The organism is Pantoea sp. DY-15, assembly GCF_019795935.1.
Lineage (GTDB): Bacteria > Pseudomonadota > Gammaproteobacteria > Enterobacterales > Enterobacteriaceae > Pantoea > Pantoea leporis.
This window is the reverse complement of sequence record NZ_JAIMIF010000002.1, coordinates 568,086-581,000: the sequence shown is the minus strand read 5'-3', so window position 1 is coordinate 581,000 and position 12,915 is coordinate 568,086. Positions and strand designations below refer to the sequence as shown.

Below are 12,915 nucleotides of genomic sequence, written 5' to 3'. Positions count from 1 at the left end.
ACGGACAAGGCAGCTTACTTTTTTTGTTGCGACACCAGTGCAAAATATGGATGTTGCCCAGCCAGCAACAATAACAATTCATATTCGCCCTGGCTGAGCTGCCCTGGATTTTTCGCAGACTCTTTCGTCTGCCAAACACGCAGGCTAAGATCGAAACGCTCAGCGGCACTCTGTTGTGAAAGGCCAGCGGCAAGCCTGAGATCACGAATATTATGCTGTACGGCCACGGGCCGCTCTAAAAGTTGATTTCTCAAAGAAAACTCCTTAAATACGGGATGGAGTGAATTTGGGTGTATCACTCACCCGCCTCTAAACATCACGTTAACTTGACCTGGATGCAGTGTTTTAATTTTCTCATTTATCAGAGGCTTATTAAGAAGAAATGAAAATAATTATTTTTTAGTTTAATGAAATAGATATTGTTAACACATGTCAGAATAAATCGCTGGCCTCGCCAGGATTACTCCTCTTTTTTATCCCCACCTCAACAGCAGGAATATTCCTCTATTTTATCCAGGGTGATTGTTCAATATAGGGAATGTATTGCGCTGGCAAGCCTCATGCCGGGCGTTCCTGCATAAAACAGAAAAGGATAAAAATAATGAAAAACCGTCAATATATTCAGCGGCGTATTCCCGCAGACCTCAGTCAGGTAGAGATACGCGAGCAGTGGCAAATCACTTTCTGGACTCTGAAGTTAAGCACCACACAAGACCGACTGAGTCAGGCCCTACGTGAAGTCGGACCGGATCTGGAGAACGTGCGCGCGTGGCTTGAGACAACCCCCACTTCTCGCCCAAAACGTTAGTGCCGGTCAACCGTTAACCACCCCGTGAGGGTGGCGAACGGACCTTGTGGTAGCGAAGTGCTGCTTATAAACGCCCGCGATAACCTGCGGCGCGTCGTAAATCTGCCCAACAAAAGCGTGTGTGCATAAGGTTTTCCCCGGTGTTGTCACTATAAATAAGAATTTTTATCATTTATATATATCGCGCGCTTTATAATAGTGCGCTATTTATGTAGCTTTTTTATTGTGACAGTTAGCTGGAAAAAGTAAAACGTTTGCACGATGAAATATATGTATCGTCATTAGATAATTATTTCGTTGAAGAAAGTACAAATGACGGCTTTCCCGACGGGACACTCTTTACGTTCCCGAATAATCATTCAGGTACGCCTTCCTTAAGCGGTAATACATTTCCACTGAGTAAACAGATCAAAATTCCGGTCGTTGCTCTTGGCTAGCCACATAGAGGAATGAATTAAAAAAGTAACCAATTGATAACCAGAGTGGGGGATCTGTTTTTTTTTGCTACCTTCAAACTATCCATAACACCAGTGGATGAAGGGATATTCAGGCTCAGGTAACACCTGCACATATCGCTGTTACGTTAAGCAACCCTCACAGGGGCTGCAGCATCATAAATTACATTCACGTGAGCCGAATTTGTATGAGCAAAAAAAATCATCGCACAGTACCAGGCGTACACCCCTATGATGGCCCGGCAGGCGGCTGGGGAGCACTTAAGGCAACCGCAATAGCCGTTAAAAACCAAATGGATACCTTAAAAGCGCCGCCTACGCTGATGCGCACTAATCAGCCCGATGGGTTTGATTGCCCCGGATGTGCCTGGCCGGATAAGGATCATGGCTCAACCTTCCAGTTCTGTGAAAATGGCGCTAAGGCGGTCACATGGGAAGCGACCACCAAGCGCGTTACGCCGGCATTTCTTGCCGAAAATACTATTACGTCGCTGCTGCAGCGTTCCGATTATGAGCTGGAGGGATACGGCAGGTTAACCACGCCGCTGCGCTATGATGCAGCAAGCGACACCTTTATCGAAGTGAGCTGGGAAGAGGCTTTTACGCGTATTGCTAATAAGTTAGCTGCACTGCCGCCTGATGAAGTTGAGTTTTATACCTCTGGTCGAGCATCAAACGAGGCGGCCTATTTGTTCCAGCTTTTTGCCCGGGAGTATGGCACTAACAATTTTCCTGATTGTTCAAATATGTGCCACGAGGCAACCAGCGTAGGTTTGCCTCAGTCGATTGGGATCGGTAAGGGAACCGTGTCACTGGACGATTTCGATAGCGCAGAGCTTATTCTCTCAATGGGTCATAACCCAGGGACCAATCATCCGCGCATGATGGGAACGCTGCACGAGCTGGCGCGCCGTAACGTACCGATTATCGTGTTTAATCCGCTGCGCGAACGCGCGCTTGAGCGTTTTGCCGATCCGCAGAATGTCATGGAGATGGCAACCAACAGCTCAACCGATATCGCGTCAACGTATTATTTAGTCCGTGCCGGTGGCGATTCGGCTGCGCTTAAGGGTATCGCCAAAGCGGTGCTGGCGATTGAGGCTGAAACCGGTACGGCACTGGATCATGCTTTTATCCGCGAGCACACAGAAGGGTTTGAGCGCTTCGCGGAGGACATCGAAGCCACATCCTGGGCATTAATCGAGCAAGACTCTGGCCTGAAGCAGGCAGATCTCAGGCGCGTCGCTGAAGCTTACGTCAAATCGAATGCCACTATCCTGACGTATGGTATGGGCATTACACAGCACAACCGCGGTACGGATAATGTGCGCCTGTTGGTCAATCTGCTGCTAATGCGAGGCAATATCGGTAAACCCGGCGCAGGCGTTTGTCCGTTACGAGGCCACTCCAACGTGCAGGGTAACCGTACCGTGGGGATCACTGAGAAACCGTCGTCCGATTTTCTCAATAAGCTGGAAAACGTGTTTGGTTTTACACCACCGTCGCATCATGGTCATGATGCGGTGCAGGCGATGAAAGCGATAGTCGACAAGCAGGCGAAGGCGCTTATTTGCCTCGGAGGAAATTTTGCCGTGGCGCTGCCCGATTCAGACGTGACCTTTCCGGCGATGCGTGAACTTGAACTCAGTGTTCACATCGCGACCAAATTGAACCGTACTCATCTTCTGACCGGGAAAGAGACACTACTGCTGCCGTGCCTCGGCCGTACCGAACTGGATGAGCAGTCTGGCAATCGCCAGTCGATCACTGTTGAAGATTCCATGTCGATGGTGCACGCCTCTTCCGGAAAGTTGAAGCCAGCGTCGCCGCTGCTGCGTTCTGAACCGGCCATTGTTGCCGGGATGGCCAGCGCGGCTCTGCCGAGAACGCGGGTTAACTGGAATGAGTTGATAGCCGATTACGATCTCATCCGCGACCTGATTGAAAAAACCATACCCGGATTCGATGATTACAATGCCCGCATTCGCCAACCCGGCGGTTTTCAGATGCCACTGCCGCCGCGGGATCGCATCTGGCCGACCCCGAGCGGTAAAGCGATGTTTTCGCTTTATCAAGGCACGCATGAAGACTTGACGGTGCCGGGCGACGACGTGCTACGTCTGATTACGCTTCGCAGTCACGATCAATACAACACGACGATTTACGCCATGGATGATCGCTACCGCGGAGTATTTGGCCGCCGTGACGTCCTGTTTATGTGTGACTTTGATCTGGAACGATTGGGGCTTGAGCACGGGGATGTTGTGGATCTGGAGTCAGCAGTGCCGGGATACCGTATGCGTCTGGAATCCATGACGGTGATTCGCTATGCCATCTCACAAGGATCGATTGGAGCCTATTATCCGGAGGCTAACGTCCTGATCCCGCTGGATTACATCGACAAGGAGAGCGGTACGCCATCGTATAAATCTGCGCCGGTACGTATCACGCTGCGGTCACGCGACGTTGTCACTCCGCAGGCTGTTGAATCCCATTAAATTGAAAATAAGGCAGGCTTGCCTGCCTTATGATTGCCACAACCGTGGCAAAAGAGGCGCCAGTTTGCAATGTCTTGAGGTCTGCTATGAGCGAGGAGCAGAGCCCTCATCGTGAGGACAGCAAATGTCTACGGGAACGGGGTCACTTCAGAAGGAAAGTGTGACTGTCCAGTATTCATCAGGATCAGCCCCACCGAAGAGGGGGCGGTGAGCAGTGCCTGTGCATTCTGTGGCGTGCCATAAAGCGCATAAGGCACACGCATCAATCGGCGCGTTCTTTCTTCTGTTTTCTGTCTATCTGCAGAGTGCCTTACATTTAAATGCCTTGGTTGCAGGCACGCTTTTTCTACCCTTTGGTGTCGGCTTTCTCATTGGTCCGTTACTGACACCGTACCTGAGGCAGTATGCCGGAAATTACCTTAGCGCCATCGGAATGGGATGTGAAACCGCAGGTTTGGCAGGTATGGCAGGATTGATCGCTACGACGATGCCCGGTAACTCTCCCGCGATGCTGCCGCTCGCCATGCTGCTTTTCCTGACTGGGCTGGGGCAGGTGCTGGCGATGCCAACTCTGGTGCGGATGGTGACAGGCCGGGTCGCGCCACAGTTTTCAGGTATGATTGCAGGCATAACCAGCTCGACATTACAAATTAGCACCGCGTTAAGTGTCGCGGTTATCGGCGGCATTTTTTACAGCATGGTGGGGAACGGTAACAGCGTCGCAATAATTACACATGCTTTTATCGTCGCGCTTCTGAGGATGGCTATCTGCCTGGCTATAGGGGCAGGGTTAAGTATCAGGCTAATTCGGCGTTCCTTTGATCGCTCTATGAATCCGGATGGCTTATCTCAAAGGTAACGCGACAGTTCTCAGCTGACGGTAAGCGCCATATAATTAGGCATCAAGCTGAGGACTTGTTTTTATTTCTATTTTCCTGACAGGCTGTTCAGTTTTTGCAGGAAGTATGTACAACGATAATTCTTCGTTTTGCACGTACTTCAGGCAGATCATTTTTTATCGTATCAGGAGTTTATTCGGTATTCATGAATAAATCGTGACATCAGAGTCGTCCGTTATTGGCACAATAAGGACATGCGCGCATGGCAATATCTTCCATGAGCAATGAGCAATGAGCAATGAGCAATGAGCAATGAGCAATGAGCAATGGATGGATAGGTTGAACATCCTGAGCGCTGAGGGCATTTAATGTTGTAAATGCTGAAATTTATTAACTCATCAACTGGTGATGAAATTATGAAAAAATCTATCGTCCCTGAAGAATTTCAACACTATTTCGATGATTGGCACTTTTCCCCCGTTATCGAAGCTGATGGCACAGTATATCTTTCCGGGGTTACCGCAGCACGAAGGGATAAACCTATAAGCAAGCATCCTGAAGAACAATTTCATGATGCCTTTTATAAGCTTGGCGTTTATTTAAATGCCGCTGGTTTAAACTATGAACACATCCTTGAGATGACCACTTTTCACATTGACCTCAAAAAACATATCGACGTTTTTTCCAGAGTAAAAGATGAGTATGTAAAGGCGCCATATCCAGCTTGGTCAGCTATAGGCGTGTCAGAGTTCATTCCTGAGAATGCCCTTGTGGAAATGCGGATTGTAGCCAAAAGATAGTTTTAGGCGTGGGCACTAAAATAATAGTTGTGTCGGTTTCTGGCATTAAGCGGACTGGTATGTCAGGTCCGCTATGAGCGAGAAGCGGACATCCGACTTTTCCATGAAAACCGTTAGCTTTCAGTTAATCAAACAAAAGAGGGCGGAAATTCTCATAAACTTTCTTCCTCCCTTTTATGGAAAATTAATTATTTTTAAAAGACTGGTCGTAGATAATGCAATCTCTACCTGCTCTCTTAGCTCTGTACAGGGCATCATCAGCTGCATTGATAGCAGAAGAAGATGAGTCATGTTTAAGCTTGGTTGCCACACCAATACTTAGCGTGATACCGAAACTTCCGTTGCATGCATCTGAAACCGAAGTTTTAATTTTTCTGATGATATCTTCTGCGTTGATATTGTCATAGATAACGATGGCAAATTCTTCACCACCCGATCTTGCAATAAAAACATTCTCGCTTACAAGGTTACTTAGTCTCAGCCCGGTATCTCTCAGCACCCTGTCTCCAGCCTCATGACCATATGTGTCATTAATTTTTTTGAAGTGGTCAATATCAGCAATGCAGATAGTTCCTGACCGGTTCTCCAATCCTCTCAATATAACATTCAAATGTCTTCTGTTAGGCAACCCTGTTAATTCGTCTGTAAGTGAAAGATTAACCGCTGATTTATAATTATGGTTCACATAGAATATGAACTTTTCAAATAAAAAAATAATCATTAATATGGCTGGAATATAAATAATTGAAGCAATTAATGATGCTGTATCTCTTTCAATCAAACCAAGTCCGCCTGCCATTGAAGCCAGGGATGAGTTCAAAAGCAGAAACAAACTCACTCTAAAAACAAGCAAGTTCACCTCAGTAGATTGGATATTAAAAGATTTCCTGATAAACCATGCCATCACTGCTACAGTGCAAGAATTAATGAAGAAATAAAAGTTGATTTTTGAAGTGTCACCAATAGCAAAAGAGAGAACAATAATCAAGGTTGCCATAAAGCAAGTATAAGTGATCACCATCCTATAAAGAAGTCCTTTAGGAGATTCAACTTCATGTATAAGTTTGTCGTGTATCTTGAAATTCATCACGCTATCCTGTTTTGGTCAGGTATAAATAGTACCACATAATTATTTATGGAGGTGATGATTTGTGTGGCGGAGGTGATTAACCAGGTATGCTAATTTATTGTTTCACATGAATAAAAAAAAGGCTTCCAACTCAATCCTGCTGATTTGCTTTCATTTTATGATTAGATACTTATGGTTTCAATATTGTTCAGGATATACCTGACCTGTTCTGAGACTATTAATGTAATGCAGGACTACCAGCGCCCATTTCTGGCACAAAGGGGACATGTTTAGAAATGAGGTCTGCAATGAGTGAAGAGGGAAAAATAACGCTTCAGGCTCCGTTCATACATTCTAACCTTACTGCCATATGCAGCATAAAAACTTGGCGGCTTTATACTCAGCGCCATAAGTAGGTTGATCTTCCCGTCAGCCCCTGTAACTTCCGCAACTGCGCGTGCGCGATTTCACCAGCGTCCTCCAGGCCGAAAACCCGCATACTGACGTCAAGTTCACCGGCAAATACTCCCAGCCGCTGCCTGTTCTGCCGGCAATGATAATATTCAGGCTGGCACTTTTAGCCTGGGCGGCGGTTATGCGTCCCGTGTATCCGGTGGCGCCATAAATCAGTAGTGTTTTCATGATTGAGGGTGCTGCCATTCTTTAAAGACAAATTCAAGGCTGTAGCCATCGGGATCGAAAACGCTGGCGGCGTAGTAGCGGGGATCGTAGTGAAGCCGGGCGCCAGGTGCGCCATTGTCAGACGCTCCGGCACGCATGGCTGAAGCATAGGCTTCATTCACCATTGTTTGATTTCGCGCGACAAACCCGACATGTACAGCAGCTGGCGCAACAGTTCCTTCGCGTAGCCAGAAAAAGATCCGGCCTTGAACACCGAACCCTTTCAAATTCGGATGGCCTGGCGGCCCCTCTTTTCCGTCATAATCATGACGAACGGTGATGCCGAGAGGGGCAAGCGCTTCCGTATAAAAACGGACAGAACGGTCTGTATCGCTGACCGTTAAAAACAGATGATCGAGCATAAAACCTCCGGAAGGATTCAGATTTGGTAGCCGCCGGCGACCTCGATGGATTGTGCGTTGATCCAGACGCTGTCATCAGAGACCAGGCCTGCGATTACCCGGCCGACATCATCCGGCTCCCCCACGCGTTCCAGCGCGGTCTGTGAGGCGAGCAGTTTCTCAAATTCTTCGTTCAGTCCTCCGCCCAGCGACGTACGGATTGCACCCGGAGAGACTGCGTTTGCCCTGATGCGCCGCGGCCCGAACTCTTTGGCCATATAGCGGGTCAGTACTTCAAGGCCGCCTTTAAAGGCAGCGTAGGGCGCAACACCTGTCGTGGCCACGCGCGTGGTGGCGCTGGTAACGTTGATGATGTGTCCTCCATCGCAAATCAGAGGCAGCAGCTTTTGGGTCAGGAAAAAAGGGCCCTTCAGGTGCACGGCAAAAAGAGTGTCGAACTCACTCTCCGTCACCGTTTCAATCGGGTTGAAGAGCCCAAACCCGGCGTTGTTTACCAGCACGTCAATGTGCTCACGTTCCCAGGTGATACTGACTATCTCAAGTAAGGCATCGCGGAAAGTGCCGAAGGTTTCGGTGCGAGCCACATCCAGATGCAGCGCAACGGCATGTCTGCCTGACGCTTCAATCTCCTTCACAACCCTCAGGGCAGATTCAGGATGGCTGTTATAAGTCACAATCACCCCCATCCCTTTAGCCGCGCACTGCTGCGCCACACTGGCGCCAATTCCGCCACTGCCGCCGGTAATCAGTACAATTTTCAAGGTTTCATCCTTTCTGTCTGCGAGAGGAAAAAGGATAAAACCTCCGGGACAGCTCTGCCTCTGCGTTCCTGCTCGATTCTTGCCTTTTTCTGCTTTATGCTCGCTTTAATCATCATACGGAGGAGGCTGACCTTGACACTGGAACCCCTGCTTGACGAACTGCGCCTTATGGCCGCTCATGCCCGAAACTGGCGAACCGAAACCGGTATACCGCGTGTGGCAATGGTGCAGGGGGACGTTCCCGCGCATGCGCTGGCTGCGGTCTATGAGCCGATGATTAATCTCATACTGCGGGGAAGTAAATCCATGACGGTAGGTGACCGGATATTCCACTACAATCCTGCTTCTTACTTTGTCATGTCAGTAGATTTGCCAGCCGTAGGCGAAGTCCTTCCCGAGGCCACCGGTGCTCCTTATCTCGCGATCAGTCTGACCCTGAAACCTGAGAGGATAGCGACGATGTTGGCTGATTTACCTCCCGTGAAGGCTGATCCGCAGTCGGGTGCTTTTTCCGTTGCTGCCGTCACGCCCGAGCTGCTGGATGCCTGGGTAAGAATGCTTCGCCTGATGAAGAGCCCTGAAGATATCCCGGCTCTCGCACCGGTATATGAACGTGAAATCCTTTATCATGTTCTGAAAGGCCCACATGGCTGGATGCTGAGGGATATTGCTTCACCGGGAACCATGCTGGCGCGTATAGGTAATGCGATTCGCTGGATTAGACATAATTTTGCTGATGAATTTGTGGTTGAATCACTGGCCGCACAGGAAGCCATGAGCGTATCGGCTTTTCATCGTCATTTTAAGTCCGTGACAAACATGAGTCCGGTCCAGTATCAGAAGCGCGTCCGTCTTCTCCATGCCAGAACCAAATTACTGGCGCGCCAGCAGAGCGTTACGTCTGTTGCCATGGAGGTGGGTTATCGCAGCGTGCCTCAGTTTAATCGCGAGTACGCCCGTTTCTTTGGCCGCTCTCCTTTGAAAGACGTTGCAAGTCTAAGGTACGACGCTGATGGTGCAGAAAGCCCGCTGAATCAACACGTTTGATGCGGCAGTAAATTTTGCTGCCGTAACAAAGCAATAACTCACCACACGATATTTCACTTCGCGGGTAGCAGACAGGCGAAACTAGCAGGCCGTAATTCAGATGGGGTTCAATTTCGCAAAGTGTCGTCCGGCCATCTTACTCATCCTTTCTGACAGACGACTTCGATGTTATTACCGTCAGGGTCTAAGATATAAGCGGCGTAATAGTGAGAGTGGTAATGATGGCGAATTCCCGGTTCGCCATTGTCTCTCCCGCCTACCTGTAGAGCGGCACGCCAGAATTCGTCGACTATGGCCCGTTCACTGGCAGCAAAAGCCAGATGTGTTGAAGCGCCTGTTATGTCTTTATCATGAAGCCAGAGCCTCGATGCAGGGAGCGTATACCCGCTATGAGTGAGAAGCGTCAGTTCATAATGCTGACTTTTGCTATCAGCCCTAAGGATATTTCCTCTCTTTCATCAAGTGAAAAGGAAGTCTTCAGCCTAAAGCTATAGGGCTAAAGAGCATCTTATGCACCCGGATTATGATGGAGATACGAACGTTGTCTGACTGTTGGACGGGCCGGTAAGGGCAGGTGAATTTACAGTCCCGGCAGAGGCTAAATTTTCTTCAAACCATCCCAGAAAATTCTGCAGCTTTGGCCTGCTCCGGTAGCCCAGCGGCATGACGAGATGATGTGCGCTGATGGCATGGCTGAACTGCTCAGGAAGGATCCTGACTAACGTACCCTGACGCAGGAATTTCTCTGCCAGAAGCTCGCTTTCAAGCACCACACCGTGCCCCATCGCTGCGGCTTCCAGGCTCATATATGAGCGATCAAACCTGAAAAGCCAGGGCTGGGCGGGCTGGGCGATGTTATGTGCCCGGAACCACTCAGGCCAGCGTAGTAATGTATTTTCCGAATAGATAAGCCTGCGTGAGATCAAATCCTCTGGCGAACTGACGGGTGCGTACGCAAGGTACTCCGGTGATGCCATGGGCAGAATGCGTTCATTTCTCACGGACCTGATATCGAAACCTTCCCATGACGGAAAGCCATGTCGGATAGCGATATCCACTTCGCCGCGTCCGAAATCCACGTCCTCATACGAGCAGGCCAGCGTGACTTCAGTGCCGGGATACTGCTTCTGAAATGACTGAATGCGCGGTAAAAGCCACAGGTAGCCGAAGGTGGGGGAGCTGTGAATATGGATTTTGTTCACGCGGCCTGCGGCCTTCATCTCCGCGGTTGCCTGAATCAGCCCCTGTAGATGCACGCCAATGATCTCCAGGTAAGCTTCTCCCCTGGCGGTCAGTTTCACGCCGGCAGCGTGACGTTCGAACAGCTGGCACTCCAGGCTCTTTTCCAGCGTGGCTAGCTGATGGCTTGCGGCTGAAGCGGAAATACCCAACGCTTCAGCCGCACGAACCACGTTGCCCGCCCGGGCAATATGTTCAAAAACCTGAAGACACTTCAGTGAAGGGATCTCCGCATAATTTCTCATTTTCCAAACCTTGTAACACCAAACTGCTCCTATTTTATCAGCTTACAAAAGGTGGTCACAGTTGTTCATCATTAAATGGTTAACCATTTGTCGAGATCACTCTCACAATTCTTTATTTACAAAGCAAGCGTAAATGGACTTAAGGACGAGGTCTGTAGTTTATTGGTAAACCATTAAGATCTACCACTCAAGGGAACTTCTGATGACAAAACTGAATCACAACCTTCACGGCCTTTCTGAACATGCTTATTCGATTCGGCGGCATGCCCTGCGTATGGGCGCCGTGCAGGGACAGGGCTACATAGGGCAGGCACTGGGCATTGCCGATGCGCTCACGGTGGCCTATTTCCATGCCATGTCCTTCCGGGCGGAAGATCCTGAATGGGAAGGTCGTGACCGCTTTCTGCTTTCAATCGGTCATTACGCAATTGGCCTGTACGCCGCTCTCATCGAGGCAAAAATCATTCCTGAGCACGAGATAGAGAATTACGGTAGCGACAATAGCATTCTGCCGATGTCCGGCATGGCGGCCTATACCCCGGGGATGGAAATCACCGGCGGCTCGCTAGGGCATGGTTTGGGTATTGCTGTTGGCATGGCGCTGGGCCTTAAGAGAAAAGGGAACAATGCGGCGGTGTATAACCTGCTGTCGGACGGTGAGCTGAATGAAGGGTCGACGTGGGAGGCCGCGCTTTCCGCCAGCCACTGGAAGCTCAACAACCTGATCGCGCTGGTAGATGTTAACCGCCAACAGGCGGACGGAGACAGTCAGGAAGTTCTGGCCACCGAGCCGGTCGATAAAAAGTTTGAGGCGTTTGGCTGGTTTGCTCAGCGCGTGAAGGGGCACGATTTGCAGGCACTTGTCAGTGCATTCGATGCGGCCCGGCATCACGCGGGCGACCAGCCACGCGTGATCATTCTCGATACGCTGATGGGCAAGGGAGTGCCTTTCCTGGAAGAGAGAGACAAAAATCACTTCATTCGCGTAGCTGATGCCGAGTGGCAGCAGGCACTTGATGTCCTGAAACGCCATATCTGAAAATCACTTCCGACTCAATGAGGCCACTATGACCACTAAAAAACTGACCACATCTGCCATGATTGCTTCAATTGCTGAAGAGGGGCAGGCAACCATTCCGGCTCCCTTTGGCCATGCCCTGGTCGAGCTCGCAAAAAAACACAATGATATCGTCGGCATGTCGGCAGACCTGGCGGCCTATACCGATTTGCACATTTTCTCGCGCGAGTTCCCGGAACGGTTTTATCAGATGGGTATGGCTGAGCAGCTGCTGATGAGCGCCGCTGCAGGGCTGGCCCGCGAGGGGGCTACGCCTTTTGTCACCACCTATGCCGTGTTCGCCGCACGACGAGCCTATGATTTCATCTGTATGGCTATCGCAGAGGAAAAGCTTAACGTCAAAATCATCTGTGCATTGCCGGGGCTCACAACGGGATATGGCCCCAGCCATCAGGCAACAGAGGACATTGCTATTTTTCGCGGCATGCCGAACATGACCATCATCGATCCATGCGATGCCATTGATATTCAGCAGGCTATTCCGGCCATATATGAACATGAAGGTCCTGTCTATATGCGCTTGCTGCGAGGAAAAGTGCCGGTCATTCTGGATCGGTTCCCTGACTACAGGTTCGAGGTCGGAAAAGCGAAGCTGCTGGCAGACGGCCACCAGGCGCTGATTATTTCGACTGGCCTGATGACCATGCGCGCCATTCAGGCCCGTGACCTGCTGGAAAAAGAGGGTATCAGCGTCGCGATACTGCACTCCCCAACCATTAAACCCCTGGATGAAGCAACTATTTGCCGTGAGGCGGAAAAACGTAACTGTCTGGTGATAACTGCAGAAAACCACACGGTGATTGGCGGACTGGGCGAAGCCGTAGCCTCCGCGCTGATGCGAAACGGAATATTCCGGCCATTCAGGCAGGTCGGGCTGCCGGATAGATTCCTGGATGCTGGCGCGCTGCCAACACTTCATGACCGCTATGAGATATCCGCACGTTCACTTGCCTCCAACATTGCATCCTGGATTAAACAATAAAGCATCTCATCCACACGCCTCTGCGTGTGCAGGGGTGTGTGCAACTCTGTT

At 49.9% G+C, this 12,915-nt stretch carries 12 protein-coding genes and 2 pseudogenes; 7 read left to right on the top strand and 7 right to left on the bottom strand.

The features are described from left to right. Nucleotides 1-14: 14 nt before the first annotated feature. Nucleotides 15-254: a transcriptional regulator gene (locus K5Y32_RS11370; protein ID WP_222183860.1), complete on the bottom strand. Its 240-nt coding sequence runs from the start codon at nt 252-254 to the stop codon at nt 15-17. A 284-nt stretch (nt 255-538) separates the two neighbouring features. Here K5Y32_RS11370 and K5Y32_RS11365 point away from each other — a divergent pair, with 284 nt between their 5' ends. After that, nucleotides 539-808: a DUF3606 domain-containing protein gene (locus K5Y32_RS11365; RefSeq protein WP_342455165.1), complete on the top strand. Its 270-nt coding sequence runs from the start codon at nt 539-541 to the stop codon at nt 806-808. A gap of 643 nt (nt 809-1,451) precedes the next feature. Continuing rightward, on the top strand, nt 1,452-3,761 hold the full coding sequence (locus K5Y32_RS11360) for an FdhF/YdeP family oxidoreductase (protein WP_222183858.1): 2,310 nt from the start codon (nt 1,452-1,454) through the stop codon (nt 3,759-3,761). 155 nt (nt 3,762-3,916) lie between these two features. Here K5Y32_RS11360 and K5Y32_RS24895 read toward each other — a convergent pair. Continuing rightward, a pseudogene (locus K5Y32_RS24895) lies at nt 3,917-4,033 on the bottom strand (LysR family transcriptional regulator); the annotation flags it as partial. Here K5Y32_RS24895 and K5Y32_RS11355 point away from each other — a divergent pair. Both K5Y32_RS11355 and K5Y32_RS11350 read left to right on the top strand, forming a co-directional pair. Further along, nucleotides 4,024-4,620, top strand: a pseudogene (locus tag K5Y32_RS11355) (MFS transporter); the annotation flags it as partial. The pseudogenes K5Y32_RS24895 and K5Y32_RS11355 sit on opposite strands and share 10 nt — an antisense overlap. A gap of 396 nt (nt 4,621-5,016) precedes the next feature. Continuing rightward, on the top strand, nt 5,017-5,400 hold the full coding sequence (locus K5Y32_RS11350) for a Rid family hydrolase (RefSeq protein ID WP_101761070.1): 384 nt from the start codon (nt 5,017-5,019) through the stop codon (nt 5,398-5,400). Nucleotides 5,401-5,584: 184 nt separating this feature from the next. Here the strand turns inward: K5Y32_RS11350 and K5Y32_RS11345 are convergent, their stop codons facing one another. The 3 genes from K5Y32_RS11345 to K5Y32_RS11335 all read right to left on the bottom strand — a co-directional run bounded on the left by K5Y32_RS11345 (nt 5,585) and on the right by K5Y32_RS11335 (nt 8,273). Next, nucleotides 5,585-6,487 (bottom strand): GGDEF domain-containing protein, encoded by a 903-nt coding sequence (locus K5Y32_RS11345; protein ID WP_222183851.1) that lies wholly within the window; start codon nt 6,485-6,487, stop codon nt 5,585-5,587. Nucleotides 6,488-7,107: 620 nt separating this feature from the next. Further along, nucleotides 7,108-7,512, bottom strand: coding sequence for a VOC family protein (locus tag K5Y32_RS11340; RefSeq protein WP_222183849.1), 405 nt, complete (start codon nt 7,510-7,512; stop codon nt 7,108-7,110). Nucleotides 7,513-7,529: 17 nt separating this feature from the next. Continuing rightward, nucleotides 7,530-8,273: an SDR family NAD(P)-dependent oxidoreductase gene (locus K5Y32_RS11335; RefSeq protein WP_222183847.1), complete on the bottom strand. Its 744-nt coding sequence runs from the start codon at nt 8,271-8,273 to the stop codon at nt 7,530-7,532. A gap of 96 nt (nt 8,274-8,369) precedes the next feature. On the opposite strand from K5Y32_RS11335, the gene K5Y32_RS11330 reads away from it, so the two are divergent. Further along, nucleotides 8,370-9,320 (top strand): AraC family transcriptional regulator, encoded by a 951-nt coding sequence (locus tag K5Y32_RS11330; RefSeq protein WP_222183845.1) that lies wholly within the window; start codon nt 8,370-8,372, stop codon nt 9,318-9,320. 140 nt (nt 9,321-9,460) lie between these two features. Here K5Y32_RS11330 and K5Y32_RS11325 read toward each other — a convergent pair whose 3' ends face one another. Then, nucleotides 9,461-9,727, bottom strand: a complete 267-nt coding sequence (locus K5Y32_RS11325) for a VOC family protein (RefSeq protein WP_370635104.1) — start codon at nt 9,725-9,727, stop codon at nt 9,461-9,463. A 114-nt stretch (nt 9,728-9,841) separates the two neighbouring features. Then, complete coding sequence (locus K5Y32_RS11320) at nt 9,842-10,804, bottom strand: LysR substrate-binding domain-containing protein (RefSeq protein ID WP_222183843.1); 963 nt, start codon at nt 10,802-10,804, stop codon at nt 9,842-9,844. 202 nt (nt 10,805-11,006) lie between these two features. On the opposite strand from K5Y32_RS11320, the gene K5Y32_RS11315 reads away from it, so the two are divergent. Next, nucleotides 11,007-11,843: a transketolase gene (locus tag K5Y32_RS11315; RefSeq protein ID WP_222183841.1), complete on the top strand. Its 837-nt coding sequence runs from the start codon at nt 11,007-11,009 to the stop codon at nt 11,841-11,843. A 28-nt stretch (nt 11,844-11,871) separates the two neighbouring features. After that, a complete protein-coding gene (locus tag K5Y32_RS11310) occupies nt 11,872-12,864 on the top strand; it encodes a transketolase family protein (RefSeq protein ID WP_192413355.1) in 993 nt (330 codons plus the stop codon). Nucleotides 12,865-12,915 lie beyond the last annotated feature (51 nt).